20 protein-coding genes and 1 tRNA gene are annotated in these 21,395 nt (G+C 64.2%); 12 read left to right on the top strand and 9 right to left on the bottom strand.

Annotation, left to right across the window (positions count from 1 at the left end):
* Positions 1–148 precede the first annotated feature (148 nt).
* From ribF to rplU, 7 genes are all read right to left on the bottom strand, one after another.
* Positions 149–1,276, bottom strand: coding sequence for a bifunctional riboflavin kinase/FAD synthetase (ribF, locus tag DOM36_RS18600; RefSeq protein WP_110643988.1), 1,128 nt, complete (start codon positions 1,274–1,276; stop codon positions 149–151).
* A 74-nt stretch (positions 1,277–1,350) separates the two neighbouring features.
* Positions 1,351–2,916, bottom strand: a complete 1,566-nt coding sequence (murJ, locus tag DOM36_RS18595; protein ID WP_110644000.1) for a murein biosynthesis integral membrane protein MurJ — start codon at positions 2,914–2,916, stop codon at positions 1,351–1,353.
* 234 nt (positions 2,917–3,150) lie between these two features.
* A complete protein-coding gene (gene rpsT, locus DOM36_RS18590) occupies positions 3,151–3,417 on the bottom strand; it encodes a 30S ribosomal protein S20 (RefSeq protein ID WP_075570205.1) in 267 nt (88 codons plus the stop codon).
* A 243-nt stretch (positions 3,418–3,660) separates the two neighbouring features.
* Positions 3,661–4,797 (bottom strand): glutamate 5-kinase, encoded by a 1,137-nt coding sequence (gene proB, locus DOM36_RS18585; RefSeq protein ID WP_110643987.1) that lies wholly within the window; start codon positions 4,795–4,797, stop codon positions 3,661–3,663.
* Between the two features lie 51 nt (positions 4,798–4,848).
* Positions 4,849–6,042 (bottom strand): GTPase ObgE, encoded by a 1,194-nt coding sequence (gene obgE / locus DOM36_RS18580; protein WP_075570207.1) that lies wholly within the window; start codon positions 6,040–6,042, stop codon positions 4,849–4,851.
* Positions 6,043–6,171: 129 nt separating this feature from the next.
* The gene (gene rpmA, locus DOM36_RS18575) at positions 6,172–6,429 is read right to left on the bottom strand and encodes a 50S ribosomal protein L27 (RefSeq protein WP_110643986.1); all 258 of its coding nucleotides are present in this window, start codon (positions 6,427–6,429) and stop codon (positions 6,172–6,174) included.
* A gap of 32 nt (positions 6,430–6,461) precedes the next feature.
* Positions 6,462–6,773, bottom strand: a complete 312-nt coding sequence (gene rplU / locus DOM36_RS18570) for a 50S ribosomal protein L21 (RefSeq protein WP_075570209.1) — start codon at positions 6,771–6,773, stop codon at positions 6,462–6,464.
* 328 nt (positions 6,774–7,101) lie between these two features.
* Here rplU and ispB point away from each other — a divergent pair, with 328 nt between their 5' ends.
* The 3 genes from ispB to DOM36_RS18550 all read left to right on the top strand — a co-directional run bounded on the left by ispB (position 7,102) and on the right by DOM36_RS18550 (position 8,887).
* Positions 7,102–8,094 carry an octaprenyl diphosphate synthase gene (gene ispB / locus DOM36_RS18560; protein WP_110643984.1) on the top strand — a complete coding sequence of 331 codons (993 nt, stop codon included), beginning with the start codon at positions 7,102–7,104 and terminating at the stop codon, positions 8,092–8,094.
* A 93-nt stretch (positions 8,095–8,187) separates the two neighbouring features.
* Positions 8,188–8,264: transfer RNA gene (locus tag DOM36_RS18555), tRNA-Pro, on the top strand.
* 275 nt (positions 8,265–8,539) lie between these two features.
* Positions 8,540–8,887, top strand: coding sequence for a hypothetical protein (locus DOM36_RS18550; RefSeq protein ID WP_075570212.1), 348 nt, complete (start codon positions 8,540–8,542; stop codon positions 8,885–8,887).
* A gap of 50 nt (positions 8,888–8,937) precedes the next feature.
* Here DOM36_RS18550 and DOM36_RS18545 read toward each other — a convergent pair whose 3' ends face one another.
* Positions 8,938–9,165, bottom strand: coding sequence for a hypothetical protein (locus tag DOM36_RS18545; RefSeq protein WP_110643983.1), 228 nt, complete (start codon positions 9,163–9,165; stop codon positions 8,938–8,940).
* A gap of 178 nt (positions 9,166–9,343) precedes the next feature.
* On the opposite strand from DOM36_RS18545, the gene rapA reads away from it, so the two are divergent.
* Positions 9,344–12,298, top strand: coding sequence for an RNA polymerase-associated protein RapA (gene rapA / locus DOM36_RS18540; protein ID WP_110643982.1), 2,955 nt, complete (start codon positions 9,344–9,346; stop codon positions 12,296–12,298).
* Positions 12,299–12,358: 60 nt separating this feature from the next.
* On the opposite strand, the gene DOM36_RS18535 is transcribed toward rapA, so the two are convergent.
* Positions 12,359–13,264, bottom strand: a complete 906-nt coding sequence (locus DOM36_RS18535; protein ID WP_075570215.1) for a TIGR01777 family oxidoreductase — start codon at positions 13,262–13,264, stop codon at positions 12,359–12,361.
* Positions 13,265–13,552: 288 nt separating this feature from the next.
* On the opposite strand from DOM36_RS18535, the gene DOM36_RS18530 reads away from it, so the two are divergent.
* The 8 genes from DOM36_RS18530 (at position 13,553) to DOM36_RS18495 (ending at position 21,395) form a co-directional block, all read left to right on the top strand.
* Entirely contained in the window at positions 13,553–13,726 is a 174-nt protein-coding gene (locus DOM36_RS18530) for a CbiX/SirB N-terminal domain-containing protein (RefSeq protein ID WP_110643981.1), read from the top strand.
* Between the two features lie 412 nt (positions 13,727–14,138).
* Positions 14,139–15,056 carry a MerR family transcriptional regulator gene (locus DOM36_RS18525; RefSeq protein ID WP_110643980.1) on the top strand — a complete coding sequence of 306 codons (918 nt, stop codon included), beginning with the start codon at positions 14,139–14,141 and terminating at the stop codon, positions 15,054–15,056.
* Positions 15,057–15,192: 136 nt separating this feature from the next.
* On the top strand, positions 15,193–16,629 hold the full coding sequence (gene phrB, locus DOM36_RS18520) for a deoxyribodipyrimidine photo-lyase (protein WP_110643979.1): 1,437 nt from the start codon (positions 15,193–15,195) through the stop codon (positions 16,627–16,629).
* Between the two features lie 42 nt (positions 16,630–16,671).
* Positions 16,672–17,115 carry a nuclear transport factor 2 family protein gene (locus DOM36_RS18515; protein ID WP_110643978.1) on the top strand — a complete coding sequence of 148 codons (444 nt, stop codon included), beginning with the start codon at positions 16,672–16,674 and terminating at the stop codon, positions 17,113–17,115.
* 50 nt (positions 17,116–17,165) lie between these two features.
* Positions 17,166–17,957 carry an SDR family NAD(P)-dependent oxidoreductase gene (locus tag DOM36_RS18510; protein ID WP_110643977.1) on the top strand — a complete coding sequence of 264 codons (792 nt, stop codon included), beginning with the start codon at positions 17,166–17,168 and terminating at the stop codon, positions 17,955–17,957.
* A complete protein-coding gene (locus DOM36_RS18505) occupies positions 17,954–19,282 on the top strand; it encodes an FAD-dependent oxidoreductase (RefSeq protein WP_110643976.1) in 1,329 nt (442 codons plus the stop codon). The genes DOM36_RS18510 and DOM36_RS18505 overlap by 4 nt, the downstream gene beginning before the upstream one ends.
* Positions 19,279–20,121: a DUF1365 domain-containing protein gene (locus DOM36_RS18500; protein WP_110643975.1), complete on the top strand. Its 843-nt coding sequence runs from the start codon at positions 19,279–19,281 to the stop codon at positions 20,119–20,121. Before DOM36_RS18505 ends, DOM36_RS18500 begins: the two co-directional genes overlap by 4 nt.
* The gene (locus tag DOM36_RS18495) at positions 20,118–21,395 is read left to right on the top strand and encodes a cyclopropane-fatty-acyl-phospholipid synthase family protein (RefSeq protein WP_110643974.1); all 1,278 of its coding nucleotides are present in this window, start codon (positions 20,118–20,120) and stop codon (positions 21,393–21,395) included. Before DOM36_RS18500 ends, DOM36_RS18495 begins: the two co-directional genes overlap by 4 nt.

The following is a 21,395-nucleotide window of genomic DNA, read 5'->3' as shown; positions in this document are numbered from 1 at the left end:
TCGCTCAGGGCTGTTTCGAGTCGCTCAAGGCTGTTCGGATCGCTCAAGGCTGTGTTCGGGTCGCTCAGGCTGTAATCGGTCGCTCAAGGCTGTAGTCGGATCGCTCAGGGCTGTGTTCGGGTCGACCGGGCTGTCATCCATCGTCTATTCATTCGAGAGGCGCCGGGTTCACGGGCGCGTCGGTATTCGAGGTGTCCGGCGGCAGCGGTGCCGAGGCGAGCGGAAACTGCGCCTGAGGCAAGGTGGCGGCGCAGAGCCCTCCGGTCTTGGCCGCGTAGATCTCGGCATGCGACGTTTCGGGAACCTGCGCGGCCATCTGCCGGGGCGCCTGGAGAAAATAGTGACGAGCATCGTCCAGATCACGATGAATCTGGCTGACCAGCGCGTCGAACTCGTCGAATTTGGTTTCGCCGCGTAATTTGGCGCAAGGCACGACGGTGAGGGTCTGACCGTAAAGATCGAGTTCGCGATCCAGCAGGTGCACTTCGAGCATGGGCCGATCGGCACCGACGGTGGGTCGCCAGCCGATATTGGCGGCACCGGCGGCCCATTCACCGTTCGGCAGCCGGGTAGCGCAGGCGAATACGCCACGCAGCGCCATCGGTCGTCTCGTCAGCGGGATGTTGGCCGTGGGCACACCGATGGTACGGCCCAGTTGCCGATCACGGACGACGCGCCCCTGATAGCCATAGGGTCGCCCCAGCATGCGCGCGGCCTGGAAGAAGTTGCCGCTGGCCAGTAGTGTCCGCACCCGCGTGCTGGAGACGCGCTCGTCGTCGAGGGCAAAAGTCCGCGTATGCTCGACGGCAAAGCCGCGCTCGCGCCCGACCGCCTGCAATAGCGTGAAGTCCCCGGCGCGGTCGCAGCCGAACCGAAAGTCGTCGCCGACAACCAGGTGCTCGACCTGCAGGCCGTCGATCAACACGCGCTCGATGAACTGCTGGGCGGTCAGGCTGCGCAAGGCATCGTTGAATGGCAGACACAGAATGCGGTCGGCACCGTGCGCCTTGAGCAGCGCCACCTTGTCGCGCAGCCGGGTCAGCCGCGGCGGCGCCTGATCGCCTGCGAAATATTCCCGCGGCTGGGGCTCGAAGATCACCACCGTGACCGGCAGATCCTGCGCACGGGACAGCGTCTGCAACTGCTCGAGGATGGCCTGATGTCCAAGATGCACGCCATCGAAGTTGCCGATGGTCGCCACGCAGCCACGCGACGTCCGGCCCTGCGAGTCAGGGTTTCCGGGGGGCAAATTGTGCAAGCCTCGGATCAATTCCATGCCGACTCGCCATCCTCAAAGGGTGTCATTATAACCAAAGCGCTCGTCCCATCACCAAAGCGGCCCCGCTCGTGTCAGCCGTGCAGGCGAAAGTCCTTCAACCGAATCCCGCTGAGCGCCAGCCAACCGAAGTAGACGGCGGCGCCGCCAACCACCAGGGCTCCCATCATGCCGGCCCGATGCAGCGCGCTCCAGGTCACCCAGGTATGCCAATCCGGCGAGAACCACCACAGACCGCCACCCATCAGCAGGCAGCCGCCCAGGACCTGCAGTGCATAACGCCCCCAGCCGGGCTGGAAGCGCAACACGCCCTGCCGACGCAGCCCCAGCCCCAGCAGCCCGGCGTTGAGAAATGCCGACAGCGCAGTGGCCAGCGCCAGCCCGGCGTGAGCCAGCGGCACGATGAGAGCCAGATTCATGACCATGTTGGCGAACATGGCCACGATACCGATCTTGACCGGGGTCTTGGTGTCCTGACGGGCAAAATATCCCGGCGCCAGCACCTTGATCAGCATGAACGCCAATAGCCCCAGTGCATAGGCCCGCAGGCTGCGCGCGGCCATGATCACGTCGTGATCGGTCATCGCGCCGTAGTGAAACAGGCTGACCAGCAGCGGCTCGGCCAGAAGAATCAGCGCCAGTGCCGACGGCAACCCGATCAGCAGCACCATCCGCAGCGCCCAGTCGAGCATGCGCGCGAAGTGGTCCCGCGACTGATCGGCGTGGCGCTTGGAGAGCGCCGGCAGAATCACCGTGGCAATCGCGATCCCGAATACCCCCAGCGGGAGTTCCACCAGACGATCGGAATAGTAGAGCCACGAAACGCTACCGGAGACCAGGAACGAGGCCAGTACCGTATCCAGCAACAGATTGATCTGCGACACCGACACCCCGAACAGCGCCGGGGTCATCAAGCGCAGCACGCGTCTGACGCCGGGATGACGGAATCCCACCCGGGGACGTGGCATCAGCCCCAGGCGCACCAGAAAGGGTAGCTGGAACAGCAGCTGCGCCGCGCCGGCGATCAGCACACCCCAGGCCAGGCCCATGGCCGGGTCGCTCATCCAGGGCGTCAGCCAGAGAGCCGCCCCGATCATGCAGACATTGAGCAGTACCGGCGTGAACGCGGGTATCGCGAAACGCTCCCAGGTGTTGAGCACGCTGCCGGCGAACGCCGTCAACGAGATCAGCAGCAGGTACGGGAAGGTCAGCCGCAGCATCTCAGCGGTCAACGCCAGCTTGCCCGGGTCGGACTGGAAGCCGGGCGCGAACAGCCACGCGAGCCAGGGTGCGGCGGCGATGGCCAGCGCCGTGATCAGCGCCAGCACTACGCTTAAGCTGCCGGACACCGCATCGAGCAGCTCGCGGACCTCGGCGCGGGTACGCTGGGTGGCATATTCCGACAGTACCGGTACGAACGCCTGGTTGAACGCCCCCTCGGCGAACAGCCGACGCATGAAATTGGGGATCTTGAACGCCACGAAGAACGCATCGGCCCCGCTGCCGGCACCCAGCAGCGCGGCGATCACCACGTCCCGCGCCAATCCGAGTACGCGTGACAGCAGCGTCATGGTGCTGACCACCATACCGGAGCGCAACAATCCCCGGCGCGAGACAGGAGTCACCGTCTTCGCCGCCATCGCCTCGGTTACCGATTCATTGTCCGCAGGGTCGTCTGCAGGACCGTGCTGTTCGCTCATGACGCGCTGTCGCTCACTCCGGGAATCCGTCATCGCACGCTTCGCCATCCGTGTAGCGGCCACGCAATCGCCGTCTCGAAATCGTCGCCAAGGAGACACCCTCTCGACGCGAGGCCACGGAAGGCAGCCACAAAAAAACCGGCCGAAGCCGGTTTTTCGTCAAGCGCGTCCGGCTCAGGCAGCCAGCGCCTTAATTCGCTTGTTCAAGCGACTCTTGATACGCGCTGCCTTCTTCTTGGACATGGCGTCCTTGTCGGCAATGCGATCGATGACCGGCTGAGCGGCCTTGAACTCGGTGTTCGCCTGCGTCTGATCGCCGGCCTGGATGGCCTTGATCACGCGCTTGATATAGGTACGCACCATGGAACGCTGACTTGCGTTGAGCTTGCGGCGGTCTTCCGCCTGACGTGCGCGCTTGCGCGCCTGTTTGGTATTCGCCACCGTCGACTCCTTGGAGATGTTGACAGTCAATTCTGTAAGTTAAATCACCCAGGCCAGCCTCGAAACCGCTTCAGGCAAACCTGAATGATTCGGCCGAATGTTCAATGGCACCCGAATGTGAAGCGGTTCGGGAACCATTTTCGACTGCCGTTAGCGCAGTCTTCAACGGGCCATGTCTGAGAGGATGCGGGATTCTATCACACGCCCCCGAGGTGATCCAGCGCCAACTGGAGTGCCATCAGGTCAGATCACCACCAGATTGTCACGATGGATCAGCTCCGGCGCTTCCATGTAACCCAGGATTTCCGCAATGCGCTGGCTGGGCTGCCCCGCGATCTGCATGGCATCGACACTCGAATAGTTGATCAGCCCCTTGGCAACCCGCGCGCCCTGCTCGTCGACACAGACCACCATGTCGCCGCGCCGGAAGGTACCCTGCACCCGCTTGACGCCGACCGGCAGCAAGCTGGAGCCCTGCGAGCGCAACACGTTGACCGCGCCGGCATCCAGCGTCAGCGTGCCGCGTACCTGCAGCTGACCGGCAAGCCAGCGCTTGCGGGCGGCCAGCGGGGCATGATCCGGGTGAAGCAGCGTGCCCAGCGATTCACCTTCGAGCAGCCGAGTCAGCACTGACGGCTGACGTCCGCTGGCGATCGCCGTGACCGCCCCGGAGCGCGCCGCCAGCCGCGCCGCGCGCAGCTTGGTCGCCATGCCGCCCCGGCCCAGCGCGCCACCCCCGCCGGCGACCGCATCCAGCAGCGGGTCGTCCGCCTGACCTTCGCCGATCAGCCTGGCAGCGGGATCGTGCCGCGGATCGGCGTCGAACAGACCCTCCTGATCGGTCAGGATCAGCAGCGCATCGGCCTCGAGCAGATTGGCAACGAGCGCGCCCAGGGTATCGTTGTCGCCGAAGCGGATCTCGTCGGTGACCACGGTGTCGTTTTCATTGATCACCGGAATCACGCCGAGCTGAACCAGCGTGCGCAGCGCTGACCGCGCGTTGAGATAGCGCTTGCGATTGGAGAGATCGTCGTGGGTCAGCAGCACCTGGGCACTGCGTAGATGGTGGCGGGCGAAATGCGTTTCGTAGCATTGGGACAGCCCGCTTTGGCCGACGGCGGCGGCGGCCTGCAGCTCGTGCACGGCGGTCGGCCGCGTCTGCCAGCCCAGGCGTACCATGCCCTCGGCGATCGAGCCGGACGACACCAGCACCACCTCGACGCCATGCCGATGCAGCTCGGCCATCTGATCGACCCAGCCGCCGATCGCCGACTCGTCGAGCCCGCGACCATCATTGGTCAGCAAGGCGCTGCCGATCTTGACCACGACCCGCTTCGCGCCTTCGAGCACGCCACGCCCTACCCGCCGATCCGCCGTCATCTTTCTCTCCGCCTGATTGCCGGCCCCGAACCTCCGCCAGCCACGTTGCCGTTACCGCGTGTATTCGATCTCGACATCATGATCGTCGTCATCGTCGTCGAACTCATCGACGATTTCGCCCCGCTTGACGCGCAGGCGGGTCTGGTGCGCCTCCACCCGCTCCACCGACTCGGCCTCCATACGGCGGCGCATGTCGCGCTCACGTTCGGCAGCCTCCTCGTCTTCGTTCTCCAGCTGACGCTGCTCGGTCAGCCAGCGATGTGCCGCCTGAACCAACTCACCGGTGCCGTCGCTTGAGATCGCCGCAACCTGGAACACCGGGCCCTGCCAGCCGAGACGCGAAACGATATCCGCGACCCGCGCCTCGCGATCTTCCGCCGGCAACAGATCGAGCTTGTTGATCACCAGCCAGCGCGGCAGCTCCGAAAGCGTCGGCGAGAACTGCTCCAGCTCCTGAGCGATCGCCTCGACGGCCGCGACAGGGTCTGACTCGTCGAAAGGCGCCGCATCGACCACATGCAGCAGCAGCCGCGTGCGGGTCAAATGCTTGAGAAAGCGCAATCCGAGCCCGGCGCCATCGGAAGCTCCCTCGATCAGGCCGGGCACGTCCGCCATCACGAAATGCTCGTGAGTGCCGATCTTGACCACGCCCAGATTGGGTACCAGCGTGGTGAATGGGTAGTTGGCGACCTTCGGCTTGGCCGCGGAGACCGCGCGAATCAGCGTCGATTTGCCGGCATTGGGCAGCCCCAGCAGGCCGACGTCGGCCATCACCTTCATCTCCAGACGCAACTTGCGTCGCTCGCCTTCGGTCCCCGGCGTGGTTCGCCGCGGCGAGCGGTTGGTCGAAGACTTGAAGTGAATGTTGCCGAGCCCGCGGCGACCACCCTGGGCCACCAGTACCACCTGGCCTTCGGCGGTAACATCGGCGATCACCTCGAGGGTGTCCTCGTCGATCACCGTCGTCCCCACCGGCACCTTGACGTGCAGGTCGTCGCCGGCCCTGCCGCTCATCTGACGACCCTGACCCTGCTGGCCGCTCTGCGCCTTGTAGAAGCGCTGGAACTTGAAGTCGATCAGGGTGTTCAGCGACTCGTCGCCGATCAGGTAGACGTTGCCGCCATGGCCGCCATCGCCACCGTCGGGACCACCCCTGGGCACGTACTTCTCGCGCCGGAAGCTGAGACAGCCATTGCCGCCCCTGCCGGCTTCGACGGTGATCGAGGTTTCATCGACGAACTGCATGTCACTCTCCCGGCGGCGTGCGCCGCGCGCGTGGATGCTGCAAGACACTACCGCAAAAATGAAAAGGCACGACCGGAAAACGAAAAAGCCCCGCCTGGGCGGGGCTTTTCATGCAAGGTTCGTGACGTCTCAGGCGGAGACTACACTCACGAACTTGCGATTCTTCGGGCCTTTCTGCTCGAACTTGATGATGCCGTCACTCAGTGCGAACAGTGTATGGTCCTTGCCGATACCCACACCGGTTCCTGCATGGAACTTGGTGCCACGCTGGCGAACGATGATGTTGCCGGCTGTCGCCTTCTGTCCACCATACAGCTTGACGCCCAGGCGTTTGGATTCGGAATCGCGACCGTTACGCGTACTACCGGCGGCTTTCTTGTGAGCCATGGCGAATACCTCTCTCTGGGGGAATGTTCCGTTTAAACGGAGATTCCGGTGATCTTGACTTCAGTGAACCACTGACGGTGGCCCTGACGCTTCATGTGATGCTTCCGGCGGCGGAACTTGATGATCTGCACTTTATCGCCACGCCCGTGGGAGACGACCTCGGCAGTCACCTTGGCACCACCGATCAACGGTGCGCCGACATTGATATCGTCACCGTCGGCAACCAGCAGAACCTGGTCGAATTCCAGGGTGTCGCCGGTCGGCACTTCCAGCTTCTCGAGCTTCAGTGTCAGACCTTCCTGCACGCGGTATTGCTTACCGCCACTCTTGATAACAGCGTACATAAGATTCTCCAGGCACTCATCGGGGTTGGCGCTCTTTCATCGACCTGCGGCGAGTGGTGCCCCTTTTGGCAACCATCTGACAGGGAGCATGATGAGTTGGGCGGCGGATTATAACGACTCCACCAGCATCCGGCAACCTTTTAGCGCATCATGTCCGCGCCTGGAGCGCGTCTGCGTGGCGGCCGTGCGGTGCGCTTCCGCCCCGCTTCGGTTGACGCACCTGTAGGCGCCACCTAGCATACCCTCACACGTCCTCCTGCGGCCCAAGGCTTTCTTCAGTCCATGGCCGGTTTCGAGCGACCCCACCCGATTCATTGACAAGCCGACCATGCAATCCAACGCTGCATCCATCCATGCATCGGTGGCTGAGGACTTCGCCGCCGTCAATCGCACGATCCTCGATCAACTGACGTCGCGAATCCCGCTGGTCGAAACCATCGGTCAGTACATCATCGAGAGTGGTGGCAAACGGCTGCGCCCGCTGCTGGTGCTGCTCGCCGCGCGCGCGCTCGGCTATCCGCGAGACGGCGACGCCCCCGGTGACAAACATGTCACCCTGGCCACGCTGATCGAGTTCATGCACACCTCCACGCTGCTGCACGACGATGTCGTCGACGAGTCCAGCCGGCGGCGCGGCAAGGCCACTGCCAACGACACCTGGGGCAACGCCCCGTCGGTCCTGGTCGGCGACTTCCTCTATTCGCGCTCGTTCCAGATGATGGTCGAAGTCGGTTCGATGCGAATCATGCAGGTACTTTCCGGAGCCACCTGCGTCATCGCCGAGGGCGAAGTCCAGCAGTTGACCAACATCGGCAACGCCGACATCGAGGAAGCGGACTACTTCGACACCATTCAGGGCAAGACCGCGATGCTGTTCGAAGCAGCTTCCCATAGCGGCGCCATTCTCGCCGGCGCCGACGCCGAGCAGGAGCAGGCGCTGCGACTCTACGGCCGCTATCTGGGTCTCGCCTTCCAGCTGATCGACGACCTGCTCGATTACCAGGGTGATGCCAAGACCATGGGCAAGAACGTGGGCGACGACCTTGCCGAAGGCAAACCGACGCTGCCGTTGATCCATGCCATGCGCCGAGGGTCGCCCGAACAGGCCACCCTGATCCGTCGGGCGATCAGCGACGGTGGTCTGGAGCGGCTGGACGAAGTCCTTGCCATCGTGCGTGATACCGGCGCCCTCGAATACACCCAGCGCCGCGCCGAAGAGATGGCCGAGAAGGCTCGCGCACAGCTGGAGATTCTGGCGCCCAGCACCTATCGCGACAGCATGGAGACGCTGACCCGCGTCGCCGTAGAGCGCGACGTCTGAAAGGCAGTACGATCGGGGTTGCACCGCGTGCGCCGATGCGTATAATTCACCTCCGTCGAGCAAGCCGGACAGACAGCCACTCGACGGATCCATCGGAATATAGCTCAGCTTGGTAGAGCGCTGCCTTCGGGAGGCAGAGGTCGTAGGTTCGAATCCTGCTATTCCGACCAAGAATTTCAAAACGCCCGCTCAGGCTCTGCCTGGCGGGCGTTTTTATTCCTGGAACCGACCAGCACGCGCTTCGCTGCCGGGAAGATCGCCTGTTCGCGATTCGCTCCCCGGACGCACGCCGATGCAACCCGGCAATGCTGACTAGACAACGCAAGCGCCCGTCACACCTAAGATTAATGGCAATCGCCGGTGAAATCTCTAGAGTGAAAAAGAGCCCCCTCAGAAAGCGACTTTAGCAAAAGCCCGTTGAGGACTGCCCATCAGGAGAACGATCATGTTCATGTGGCTTCGTCCCTTCCCCGCCGTCGCGCTCTGCTTCACGCTCGCCATCACGGCACGAGCCCAGGCGCAAGACGACGAACCAGCGCCCCCGCCATGGTCGGCCAAGGCGGTCGCCGCGTCTCAGGCCCACTGTCGCGCCAACATGACTGCCAGCGGCATCGAAGGCCCCAAGGTCGAACGCTATTGCGAGTGCGCCACCGACGCCCTCCAGGCTCGCTTCACGGCGGCCGAGGTTCGCAAGATGCAGCGGGAGTACGATCCAGGCGACAAGGACGACAGCCGCCCACCCGAGCTCGACAAGACGCTCGATCAGTGTTCGCCAGTGCTGGAATCCCAGTAGCGGCTCTGCACCGCAGGGTTCATCGTGGAAGCGAGGCGCCGCAGCGCCAGTCAGACGTCGCCGCGCGCCTCGCGCCGGCGGCGTTGTCGATTACGCCGGTAGCGCCGCACCAGCGCCAGCCACGCCGCGGTCGCCAGCATCGCGGCGAGCGTCACGCCCTGCCACGGCCTGGCGGCATCGCCCATCACCGTCTCCAGCGTCAGGATCAGGATGAAACCCGTCGCCTGACTGGCAATCGCGATACGACGCAGATTGTCCCTCCGCCCTGTTCCTGCCATATCGTCTCCTCGTCACCTGGCCCACGGCCTGCCGGCCAAATCCCGCCGCGCGCCGGCGCAGTGTAACGCCATTGCCGTGGCACGCAGAATCGTTCAGTGCTTAAGGCCGCACGCGGTTTACGCTAGAATGCGTCGCCCATTCGATCCGTTCCCGCAGCGTACACACGACCGAGGCACCATGAGCGACTTCTCTCCCGGCCAGCGTTGGATCAGCGACGGCGAAACCGAGCTCGGGCTTGGCACCATTCTCACTGTCGATGCGCGCGCCGTTACCGTGCTGTTCACCGCCAGCCAGGAAACCCGCACCTACAGCGCGCGTCAGGCCCCGCTGACGCGGGTGGTCTTCGGCCCCGGCGACTGCATCGATACCGCTGACGGCGATCGACTGACCGTCGAGCGCATCGAAGAACGCGACGGCTGCGTGATCTATCACGGCCACACCGACGACACCGCGTCCGTCTCGCTCAGCGAAGCCAAGCTCTCCGACAGCATGCGCTTCCACCAGGCTCAGGATCGACTGCTGACCGGCCAGGTCGACCGCAATGATCGGTTCGAGCTGCGCTACCGCTCGCTGCACCATCATCAGCGCATCGCGCGCAGTCCGGCACTGGGCTTGGCGGGGCCGCGCATCGATCTGATCCCGCACCAGCTCTACATCGCCGATGAAGTCTCCCGCCGCCACGCCCCGCGTGTGCTGCTGGCCGACGAGGTCGGCCTGGGCAAGACCATCGAAGCCGGGCTGATCCTGCATCGTCTGCTGTTGACCGGGCGTGCCAGCCGGGCGCTGATCCTGGTGCCCGCCAGCCTGACGCATCAGTGGCTGATCGAACTGCTGCGACGCTTCTCGCTTTCGGTCACGCTGCTGGACGAAGCCCAGAGCGAAGCGTTCGACGAAGACAATCCATTCGACAGCGGCCAGTGCATTCTCGCCAGCCAGGAGTGGCTCTTCGCCAATCCGCAGCGCCAGCGGCAGGTCGAAAGCGCTCAGTGGGATCTGCTGATCGTCGACGAGGCTCACCACCTCGACTGGTCGCCTCAGGCCGAAGGGCCTGGCTACGCCTGCATCGAACGACTGTCGAAGCGCATCGCGGGCCTGTTGCTGTTGACGGCGACGCCCGAACAGATGGGGCTGGAAAGCCACTTTGCCCGGCTGCGCCTGCTCGACCCCGACCGCTATCACGATCTCGAACGTTTCCGCGAAGAAGAGAGCGGCTACACCGCCGTGGCGGAAGCGGTCGAGGCTCTCGAACGGCTGCCGGGAGAAGCCGCCGATCATGACCGGCTCGGCGCCATACTCGATGACAGCGACAGCCGCGCGCTGCTCGAGACGCTGCTGGATGCCGAGAGCGATGCTGCACAGCAGGACAGCGTCCGGCGCCAACTGCGCGAGCAGTTGCTGGATCGTCACGGCACCGGCCGGGTCATGTTTCGCAACAGCCGGCGGCATGTCGGCGGCTTCCCCGAGCGCCATCTGCATGTCGCGTCGCTGGCGATGCCGGCGGTGTACGCCGACCAGTTCGACGAGTTGCGCCAGGGCAACGACCATTTTGCCGCCCGCCTCACGGCCGCCGATCTGGGCACCCGCGACGCGCGCCTCTATCCCGAGGCGACCTATCGCGCACTTCATGATGCCGCCGTACAGAGCGACACGCCGTGGTGGCGATTCGATCCCCGCGTGGAATGGCTGATCGGCCAGCTCGACACCCTGGGCAGTCGCCAGAAGGTGCTGGTGATCGCCCACTGGCGTCAAACCGCCGTGGATCTGGCCGAGGCCCTACGGGTGCGTGCCGGCATACAGGCCCCGGTCTTCCACGAGGAGATGAGCCTGGTCGAGCGTGATCGCGCCGCCGCCGCCTTTGCTGACGACGACAGCGGCTGCCAGGTGCTGATCTGCTCAGAAATCGGCTCCGAAGGACGCAACTTCCAGTTCTGCCACCATCTGGTGATGTTCGATCTGCCCTGGCATCCCGACCTGCTCGAACAGCGTATCGGCCGGCTCGATCGTATCGGCCAGCTGCACCCCATCGATATCCACGTGCCGGTGATCGAGCGCAGTCCCAGCGCCACGCTGCTGCGCTGGTATCACGACGGCCTGGCCGCCTTCGAAGCGCCGCACGCCGCAGGTGGCGACGTGCTCGAAGCGTTCGGCGATGCGCTGCGCGAAAGTCTTGATGACGACGGTCTTGATGGAAACGGGAGCCTGGATTCCCTGATCGAGGAGACCCGCACCTTCAACGATGCCCGCCTGGCCGAGCGCGAAGCGGGCCGCAATCGCCTGCTGGAATGGAACGCCTGTCGCCCAGAGCGCGCCGACGCGGTGATCAACGCAGTGGTGGAGCAGGATAACGACAGCGCGTTACCCCGCTACGTCGATCAGGCGCTGGACGTCTTCGGCGTCGATAGCCGGGATCTTGGCAACGGTCAGATGCACCTCACCCCCGGTTCGCACATGATCGACAGCCTGCCGGGGCTGGCTCAGGGTGACGAGGGGTTTACCGTGACCTACTCGCGCACCCGGGCGCTGGCGCGTGACGACATTCAGCGCCTCTCCTGGGAGCATCCGCTGGTGACCACCGTGATGGAGCGTATTCTCGACTCGAGTCTCGGCAACACCGCGCTTGCGCTGCTCAAGCATCCCAACATCCCCGGCGGCCGGTTGATGCTCGAGCTGATCTTTCGCACCCACTGCCCGGCGCCCAGGCGGCTGCAGCTGGGGCGCTTCCTGCCGGATACAGGCGTCCGGGTACTGCTCGACGAGAGTGGCGCCAATCTGTCCGACAAGGTCACCTTCAGCGGCCTCTCGCGCAATCTGCAACGGGTCAAGAAAGGCGTTGCGCGGGAGTTGCTGAAATCGCGCCATGACACGTTGCGCGAGCTGCTGAAAAAGGGCGAGCAGGAGGCCCAGCGGGAGCTGCCGACGTTGATCGAACGCGCGCAACAGGAGATGCGGGAGGCACTCGACCTGGAACTGTCGCGACTCAAAGCACTGGCACGGCACAATGGCGCCATCCGGGACGACGAACTTCAGGCGCTCAACGACGAACGCCAGGCGCTCGACGTCGCCATCGAGGGCGCCTCGCTGCGCCTCGACGCAGTCCGGGTGATCGTCACCGTCGACAAGGATGCCCGCTAGACGGCTCCATCGCCGCGGTTTCCATTGCCTCCGCGCGCGGGCACGGGGGCGCGAGAGCACTCATCGCGAGACGATGGCGGCCAGTGCCTCGTCCAGCGTCGGGTAGCGGAAGGTGAAGCCGGCTTCCTGCAGGCGTCTGGGACGCATGCAGGCGCCGGTCAAGAGCAGACGGGACATCTCGCCCAGTCCGAGTTTCAGCACGGGTGCGGGGACGCACAGCACCGCCGGGCGATGCAGATGACGCCCCATGGCGCGGGTGAATTCGGCGTTGGTCACCGGGTTGGGCGCCGAGCCATTGAAGGCGCCGCTGAGGGTCGCCTCCTCGAGCAGAAACTCGATCGCGCCAATCAGATCCTCCCGGTGGATCCAGGGCATGTACTGACGCCCGTCCCCCAGCCGTCCGCCAAGCCCCAGCTTGAATGCCGGCATCATCTTGGCCAGCGTTCCCCCTCCCGCATCCAGCACCAGGCCGGTACGCAGGCACGCCACCCTCACCCCGAACGCCTCGGCCTTGAGCGCCTCCGTTTCCCAGGCCTGACACAGCCGATGGGCGAACTCGTCGTGCGGTGGCGTTTCCTCCGTCACGTCGCGCTCGCCCTGATCGCCGTAATAGCCCATGGCCGAACCGGAGACGAGCACTCGCGGCGCCTGGCCCCGCTGCGCCAGCTGTTCACAGAGCGCCACGACATCGCGCGTGGCGTGGCGGCGTGATTCGACCAGTCGGGTCTTCTGAGGATCGCTCCAGCGTCGGTCGGCGATCGGTTCGCCAGCGAGATTGACGATGGCGTCCGGGAGGGACGACACGAAATCCGTGGCATCGTCACCGATGCGCACGCTCTGCGGCAGCTGCTGGCGTGCGCGTTCCGGATCACGAGAGATCACCATGACCTCATGACCCGCCGCCAGGGCCCGCTCGATCAGTCGACGCCCGACGAAGCCCGTACCGCCCGTGACCAATAAACGCATGATGGATGCTCCCAGTTATACCAATGCGGTCATACCAATATTGTACAATTCGTTGAGTCTAGCAGGCCGTCGCGTGGCCGCTCGGCGTTCTCTGTGCCGTTCACCGCCGGATGGCCAGGCGACGATCCGAACCCACGACACGGGCGCATCTCGCGTGACCTGACAGGAGGCAGCATGCCACAGCCCGCCATGGTCCTGTTGACCCATGGTCAGAGCGATGTCGCTGGCGTGCCCCCTCGAGATGCTGGAGCGTAGCGGCAGCCACGGGTCGACAAGCCCGTCGTCCTCATGGCGTTGATCGGACCGCCGCTGGAAACCGGCGTGGCCGGGCTCGCCGCGCGGGGCGTTACCCGGATCGAGATACTGCCACTGTTTCTCGCGTCGGGGCGGCAACGGCGGAAAGGCTGGCGGGCCAGCTCGAAGAGACTGCCCGACACCATCCGCTCATCCTGCCACCGCTGAATTCGGTCGGCAGCATCCGGCCTTGGTCGTGCCCTCGCGGATATCGTCGAATTGCGGGCACAGGACCGATAACTGGCGCTGTTGCATTGCATGAAGATTGTACAAAGCGCTTGAACCGTACAACATATTCACCCATCCTTGGGTAATCGAGACGGTAGCATTCGTCTCGTCACGACTCGTCGAAGTCATCGACTCCGTGGCGACCGTTGCTGGATCTACCTGACGTCGGCAAATCATGAAGGCACTATTTCACGACGTAACATACCTTCAAGTCGTAACACTGCCGGCTGCGATAGACGAACGCGACCGATGCCCCAGCCACTCCGCCACACGCAGCGATGACTCGCAACATTGACATGAACCATCTCATTCGACGAGACGGCGCACGCAGAGACCTCGCAGGAGGATTTGCATGACTTACAAGGCCATGGATTCCAGTGCCGCGCCGCTCTATCCGATTCGTGAAGTATCGCGACTCACTGGAGTCAATTCCGTCACACTGCGTGCCTGGGAGCGCCGCTACGGCCTGATTCGCCCCCAGCGCACGCCGAAAGGTCACCGCCTCTACGGCCGTGACGATATCGAACGCGTCGAGCGCATCCTGCAGTGGCTCAACCGGGGCGTTCCGGTAAGCCAGGTGCGCGAACTCATCGATCAGCCGGAAACCGTCGAGACGCCTGCGCCGCAGATGGGCGACTGGGCCAGCCAGCGCCAGCATCTGATTCAGGCAGTGGAGGCTTTCGACTCCGGGCGACTGGAAGTGCTGTTCAACCAGAGTCTGGCGCTGTATCCGGTCAGTCTCTGCATCGCCGAGCTCTGGCAGCCGGTCATTTCGCAGCTGGAAGAGCGCTGGGGCGACCAGTTCGGCGCAACGCTTCAACGACGACTGCTGGAATCGTTTCTGCGCACCCGTATCGGGACTCGCATCTACCATGCCAATCAGTTGAGCAACGCCGGTGAGGTGCTGGTCGCTCGGCTGCCGGAAGACAGCAGTGGCTTCTGGGCGATGCTGATGGGACTGGCCGCTTCGGCCGCCGGCTACCGGGTACATTTGATGGATGGCGAGCTGCCATTGAGCGAGTTTCCACTGGCCGTCGAACGACTCGGCGTCACGGCGCTGCTGCTCGCCAGTGGTCATGCCGAGCGTAGCGACGTCATTCGCCGCCAGCTTCCCCGCCTTGCCGAACAGTCCAGGGCGCCGGTATGCCTGGTCGGCCCCATTGCCCGCATTCGCGTCGGCGATTTCGAGAACACCGCTGTCGCCGTGCTGGGTGAGGACATGAGCCAGGCATTGAGCCGATTGCGCGCGATGCTCGATGCCGACGGCTGAATCCGGTCTGCGGAGACGGGACCCGGCGTTCGCATCATTGGTCGAGACAACCGATCGGCAACCGGTTGCGGATTAGCGCGATGAACACCACGCGACGCAGGGACGCGTCGCTCACTTACCGGCAAGGGATGTGCCCATGTCCTCCGTGCAACTGGTCTGGTTTCGCAACGACCTGAGAACGCTCGATCATTCCGCGTTGAGCGCAGCGGCCGCCAAAGGTCCGGTCGTCGGCATCCATCTCGCCTGCAGGCGTCAGTGGCGCAGCCACGACCATGGCGCCAACAAGATCTCGTTTCTGCATCGTGGGGTCGTCGCTCTGCAGAAAGAGTTGGCCGCGCTCGACATTCCCCTGCTCTATGCGGATATCCACGATTTCGCCGCGGCTCCGAAGGCACTACTCGATGCTGCCCGACGCTGCGATGCCGAAGCGCTGCACTTCAACCGCGAGTACCCGCTGGATGAGCGCGTGCGCGACGAGAAAGTCGCCGACGCCTTCGAGCAGGCTGGGATATCGTCATTCAGCTACGCCGACCACATCGCTTTCGAACCGGGCGAGCTGCTGACGGGGCAGGATGAGTACTACAAGGTTTTCACTCCCTTTGCCAAAGCGTGGCATCAGCGTATCGATGCCGATCAGCTGGCATTGCGTGATACCCCCCGACGTCAGACTCGGCTGGATATCGCCAGCGACCCGATTCCCGAGCTTCCCGAACCGGATCGCTCTGACATTGTCTCTACGTCATCCTCCCGCGTCGAGGACGAGCCCTGGCCAGCAGGTCAGGAAGCCGCCGCCGACCGGCTATCCCATTTTCTGCAGCAGCGTGCCCGCCGTTACGACAACGACCGCGACTTTCCCGCCGTTGCCGGCACCAGCGAGCTTTCCGCCTATCTCTCGGCCGGGATGATCTCGTACCGCCAGTGCCTGCAAGCGGTGATGGCCAACAATGGCGGTCATCTCGCCGATGGTGATGCCGGCCTGGCAAGCTGGACCAACGAACTGGTCTGGCGCGAGTTCTATCAGCACATCGCGGTGGGTTTTCCCCGGGTCTGTCGGCGCCGCCCGTTCAAGCTCGAGACCGAGAAGCTGAACTGGCGCTACAGTGACAAGGATTTCGAGGCCTGGTGCGAGGGGCGCACCGGCTATCCGCTCGTCGATGCCGCCATGCGCCAGCTGGTCGCCACCGGCTGGATGCACAACCGCCTGCGGATGGTGACGGCCATGTTCCTGAGCAAGCACCTGCTCCTCGACTGGCGGCGCGGCGAATCCTTCTTCATGCAGCAGCTGGTCGACGGGGATTTCGCCTCCAACAACGGCGGCTGGCAGTGGGCGGCGTCGACCGGCACCGATGCGGCTCCCTACTTCCGGATCTTCAATCCGACCACCCAATCCCAGCGTTTCGACCCGGACGCTCGATTCATCGCCCGCTGGCTGCCGGAGCTGGCCGATCTGCCGGCCAAGCATCGCCATCAACCCAGTCCGGAACAGCGCCATCAAACAGGTTATCCGGCTCCGATCGTCGATCATCGACGCGCCAGAGAGCGGGCCCTCGAGGCATTCAAGAACCTGAGCTGACAAGCTCCCTTGCCATCGTCATCGGCGACGACCCAGGAGGTCATGGTGATCACGCCCGAAACTCCGAGTACCGAGTCCGTCACGCACTTCTGCGCCCTGTTCCAGCCGTTGACGGCCGATGGCCTGCCGGCACTGGCGGAGTGCTACAGCGACGACGTCGATTTCACCGATCCTCTTCATCACCATGTCGGCCGTGATGATCTCATGGCCTACTACGCCAAGCTGATGGAGGGCGTGCAACATTGTCATTTCGATTTTCATACGCGCCAATCGGTCGATGACACCAGTTTTCTGACCTGGACCATGCAACTGGCGCATCCAAGGTTGCGTGACGGACGTAACGTTACCGTGGCCGGCTGTTCTCATCTGCAGTGGCGGGGGCAACGCGTCTGCCGTCACCGGGATTATTTCGATGTCGGAGCGATGCTGTACGAACATTTGCCGGTGATGGGCTGGATGGTCAGGGGCGTCAAGAAGCGCCTGTAGTGGTCATCAGCGCTAGCGGATCGTGATTTTCAAGCAAACGAGGAAGGGTCATGGCGAGTCTATCGGGAACCCGGCGCATCTGGCTGACGGGTGCGACGTCGGGAATCGGTGAGGCGCTGGCCAAACGTCTGCTGGCCGAAGGTCACCGGGTGGCATTGACCGCACGCGGAGAAGAGGCGCTACAAGCGCTGGCCTCCGGCTACGACAACGCGCTGGTGGTACCGGCCGATCTCACCGATCGCGACGCCACGCGCCGCGCCGGCAACGCCATCGACAACGCCTTTGGCGGTCTCGACATCGCCCTGCTCAACGCCGGCACCTGCGAATATCTGGATGTTCGCCAGTTTGATGTCGAGCTGGTCGAACGGGTGTTCTCGACCAATTTCCGGGGAACGCTCCACGCCATCGAGGCAGCGCTGCCGCTGCTGCGCCAGGCGAAAGGCGGAGATCGTCGTCCTTTGTTGGCCGGCGTATCGAGCGCGGCCGCCTATCTGCCCTTGCCACGTGCAGAGGCTTACGGCGCTTCCAAGGCCGCCATCTCGCATTTTCTGGAGTCGCTGCGGCTCGATCTCGCGGCGGAGGCGATCGATGTCAGCGTGATTCATCCGGGTTTCGTCAAGACGCCGCTGACGGCGCGCAACGATTTCTCGATGCCGATGCAGATCGATGCCGACCAGGCTGCCGATTACATCATCGACGGTCTCGAGCGACGCCGGCTCGACATTCACTTCCCGAAACGTTTCACCTTCCTGATCAAGGCACTGGGGATTCTTCCGCCGACGCTTCGCCTCCGTCTCGGCCTGCGGGTCGCCAACCGGGATCGCGCCGGAGCATCGTCATGACGCCCCCCGCCCAGCGGATTGCCGTGATCGGCGGCGGCATCGCCGGCATGACCGCCGCGCACTACCTTTCCCGTCGGCACCAGGTCACACTGTTCGAGGCCGACTCACGCCTGGGCGGCCATACCGCAACGATCGATGTCGACACGGGTGCGGAACGGCAGTCGATCGACACCGGATTCATCGTCTACAACGATCGCACCTATCCGCATTTCGAGAATCTGATGGCCTCGCTGGGGGTGGCCGGCCAGGACACCGAGATGAGCTTTTCGGTTCACGAGACAGGTCGCGACTTCGAATACAATGGCCACACGCTGACCAGTCTGTTCGCCCAGCGCCGCAACCTGCTACGCCCGCGCTTCCATCGCCTGCTCAGCGACATCGTTCGCTTCAACCGGCGCGCAACTCGCGATCATCGGTCCGGCAGCCTGCCCGCGTCGCTGTCGCTGGGCGACTATCTGGCCAGCGGCGGCTACGGCGAAGATTTCCATCGCCGTTACCTTCTGCCCATGGGTGGCGCGATCTGGTCCGCCAGCGAGGCGGGCATGCGCGACTTTCCGGCTCGGTTCTTCGTGCGCTTCTTTCATCATCACGGCCTGCTGTCGCTGAACGATCGCCCGCAATGGCGCACGATAAAGGGGGGATCCCGGGCGTACATCGATCCCCTCGTCGCGCCCTACCGCGAACACGTACATCTCGATACGCCGGTGACGGCGCTGCACCGCGACGACGAAGGCGTGACGCTCGCAACCGCTGTCGGCGAACGGCGCTTCGATCAGGTGGTGTTGGCCTGCCACAGCGATCAGGCCCTGCGTATTCTCGGTGCCCAGGCCAGCGATACCGAGCGGGCGGTCCTGAGCGCCATCGGTTACCGTCGCAACCGTGTCGTGCTGCACACCGACACCGGCATGCTTCCCCGACGGCGGCGCGCGTGGGCCAGCTGGAACTATCGTCTCGACGGCCGTGATGCCGAGGCCTGCGTGCCCGTCACCTACAACATGAACATCCTCCAGCAACTGAAAAGCGACACCACCTTCTGTGTAACGCTCAACGATGATGCCAGCATCGATCCCGCTCGGGTGCTGGGCCGGTTCGAATATGCACACCCCCAGTTCACCTTCGAGGCGCAGCAGGCGCAGGCTCGCCATCGCGATATTTCCAGCGCGTCCCGGCGCACGCATTTCTGCGGTGCCTACTGGCGCAACGGATTTCACGAAGATGGCGTCTGGAGTGCGCTGCGCGTGGTCGAAGCGATCGATGGGAGCCCTGCGCAGCCATCTTCGACCCAATCAGCGGCTCCGGCCGGGCATCAGGTCGAACCGGCATGAGCGACCCCTGCTTTCACAGCCGGCTCGCCGTGGGGCGTTTGCGTCACCGCCGTTTTCTGCCTCGCTGGCACGCTTTCGATTACCGCGTGTGGATGCTGTGGCTCGATCTCGATGAGCTGCCGGCGCTACTGGCCCGGACCCCGGGGTTCGGCACCCGTCGCGGGGCACCGGCACGCTTTCGCCGCGAGGATTATCTGGCGCCCCACGAGCTGCCGCTGGCCGATGCCGTCCGCGCCCGTCTGACGACGGAGCTGGGTAGCGCGCCGACCGGCCCGGTTCGCATGCTGAGCCAGATCCGCCTGTTCGGCGTGCTGTTCAACCCGTTGACGCTGTATTACGCCTACGACGTGCACGGCAGGCTGCGGGCCGTCCTTGCCGAGGTCACCAATACCCCATGGCGCGAGCGCCAGGTCTACGCCTGCCGGGTCGATCCCGAGCGTCATTCGCACCGGGCCGAGTTCGACAAGCGCCTGCATGTTTCGCCCTTCAACCCGATGGAGATGCGTTATTACTGGCGTTTCAATACGCCGCGTTCCGCCTCATCGCATTGCCCGTCGTCGCATTGCCCGTCGTCGCATTGCCCGTCGTCGCATTCCGCCAAGTCGAACGGGCGCCTGATGATGCACATGGAGACGTGGCACGAAGAAGCGCGCCACTTCGACGCCACGCTGACATTGACGCTGAAGCCGGCGACCCGCACCGCCCTGGTGGCAGAGTTGATCAAGCATCCCGGCATGACGCTCAAGACCCTCATCACCATCCACTGGCAAGCGCTCAGGCTATGGCTCAAGCGCACGCCGATTCACGATCACCCCGGACGGGAGACGCCTTCGTCATGACCACCGCCCGCTCTTCCACCGCCGACCGCACCCCGGAAGCCCCGCGACTGTCGCGCTGGTTGCGCCCACGCCTGCTCAAGGCGCTCGATGCGCTGCAAGGCGGCCATCTGACATTGCGCGAAGGGGACGAGGTTCTCGAGCTGGGACAGCCGACGCCGAATACGCCACCGATCCACGTCGAGGTCACCATCCACGATGCCGATCTCTGGCGCCGCTTCGCTTTCGGCGGCACCGTGGGCGTCGCCGAGGCGTACATGGACGGAGCCTGGGAAGTCGACGATCTGGTCGGGCTGATTCGCCTGTTCGCGCGCAACGTCGAACGGGTCAACGATCGGATGGAGAACGGCACCGCCCGCTTCAGTCGCTGGGCGCTGGCCGCCCTCTATACGCTACAGCGCAACACCGCGCGGCGTTCGAAACGCCACATCGCCGCGCACTACGATCTGGGCAACGAGCTGTTTGCCACGTTTCTGGATCGCCAGCACTGGATGTATTCGAGCGCGGTGTTTCCCCACGCCGAGGCCACGCTGGAGGAGGCGTCGACACACAAGCTCGATATCATTCTCGACAAGCTCGCGCTGGAACCGCATCACCACTTGCTGGAGATCGGCACCGGCTGGGGAGGGCTGGCGATTCATGCGGCGAGGACTCGGGGTTGTCGCGTCACCACCACGACCATCTCCGAAGAACAGCACGCCTACACCGCGGCCCGCGTGCGAGAAGCCGGTCTCCAGGGCCGCATCACGCTGCTCAAGGACGACTACCGGGACCTCGAAGGCCGCTTCGATCGGCTCGTCTCGGTCGAGATGGTCGAAGCGGTCGGCCACCAATATCTGGGCACTTACCTGAGCTGTATCGACCGCCTGCTGACCCCCGACGGCCTGGCGCTACTGCAGTGCATCACCATTCGCGACCAGCGCTTCGAGGCGGCCAAGCGCGAAATGGATTTCATCAAGCGCCACATCTTTCCCGGCGGCTTTCTGCCTTCTCACACCGCACTGCTCTCGGGGCTGAGTCGTCATACTCAGCTCAATCTGATCGATCTCGACGAGATCGGCCTCCACTACGCGCGTACATTGCACGAGTGGCGATTGCGCTTCGAAGCGAGTCTCGAGCAGGTACGCGAGCTGGGTTACGACGAGCGTTTCATCCGCATGTGGCGCTACTACCTATGCTACTGCGAGGGGGCGTTCCTGGAACGGGCGATCGGCACCTGCCACCTGCTGCTGGCCAAACCGGAGGCCCGACGCGCCCCTTTGACCGGCGGCGTTTAG

The organism is Salinicola sp. CPA57, from assembly GCF_003206035.1.
Classification (GTDB): domain Bacteria; phylum Pseudomonadota; class Gammaproteobacteria; order Pseudomonadales; family Halomonadaceae; genus Salinicola; species Salinicola socius.
Note: the sequence above shows the minus strand (reverse complement) of the source record. Positions and strands in the feature narration are given on the sequence as shown.

Coding starts and splice junctions, on each gene's coding strand:
- DOM36_RS18550 (WP_075570212.1), top strand. CDS start 8,540: ATGTTCATGTGGCTTCGTCCCTTCCCCGCCGTCGCGCTCTGCTTCACG.
- rpmA (WP_110643986.1), bottom strand. CDS start 6,429: ATGGCTCACAAGAAAGCCGCCGGTAGTACGCGTAACGGTCGCGATTCC.
- DOM36_RS18495 (WP_110643974.1), top strand. CDS start 20,118: ATGACCACCGCCCGCTCTTCCACCGCCGACCGCACCCCGGAAGCCCCG.
- DOM36_RS18530 (WP_110643981.1), top strand. CDS start 13,553: ATGGCGTTGATCGGACCGCCGCTGGAAACCGGCGTGGCCGGGCTCGCC.
- proB (WP_110643987.1), bottom strand. CDS start 4,797: ATGACGGCGGATCGGCGGGTAGGGCGTGGCGTGCTCGAAGGCGCGAAG.
- DOM36_RS18535 (WP_075570215.1), bottom strand. CDS start 13,264: ATGCGTTTATTGGTCACGGGCGGTACGGGCTTCGTCGGGCGTCGACTG.
- rplU (WP_075570209.1), bottom strand. CDS start 6,773: ATGTACGCTGTTATCAAGAGTGGCGGTAAGCAATACCGCGTGCAGGAA.
- phrB (WP_110643979.1), top strand. CDS start 15,193: ATGTCCTCCGTGCAACTGGTCTGGTTTCGCAACGACCTGAGAACGCTC.
- ispB (WP_110643984.1), top strand. CDS start 7,102: ATGCAATCCAACGCTGCATCCATCCATGCATCGGTGGCTGAGGACTTC.
- obgE (WP_075570207.1), bottom strand. CDS start 6,042: ATGCAGTTCGTCGATGAAACCTCGATCACCGTCGAAGCCGGCAGGGGC.
- DOM36_RS18525 (WP_110643980.1), top strand. CDS start 14,139: ATGACTTACAAGGCCATGGATTCCAGTGCCGCGCCGCTCTATCCGATT.
- DOM36_RS18510 (WP_110643977.1), top strand. CDS start 17,166: ATGGCGAGTCTATCGGGAACCCGGCGCATCTGGCTGACGGGTGCGACG.
- DOM36_RS18515 (WP_110643978.1), top strand. CDS start 16,672: ATGGTGATCACGCCCGAAACTCCGAGTACCGAGTCCGTCACGCACTTC.
- ribF (WP_110643988.1), bottom strand. CDS start 1,276: ATGGAATTGATCCGAGGCTTGCACAATTTGCCCCCCGGAAACCCTGAC.
- DOM36_RS18500 (WP_110643975.1), top strand. CDS start 19,279: ATGAGCGACCCCTGCTTTCACAGCCGGCTCGCCGTGGGGCGTTTGCGT.
- DOM36_RS18505 (WP_110643976.1), top strand. CDS start 17,954: ATGACGCCCCCCGCCCAGCGGATTGCCGTGATCGGCGGCGGCATCGCC.
- murJ (WP_110644000.1), bottom strand. CDS start 2,916: ATGGCGGCGAAGACGGTGACTCCTGTCTCGCGCCGGGGATTGTTGCGC.
- rapA (WP_110643982.1), top strand. CDS start 9,344: ATGAGCGACTTCTCTCCCGGCCAGCGTTGGATCAGCGACGGCGAAACC.
- DOM36_RS18545 (WP_110643983.1), bottom strand. CDS start 9,165: ATGGCAGGAACAGGGCGGAGGGACAATCTGCGTCGTATCGCGATTGCC.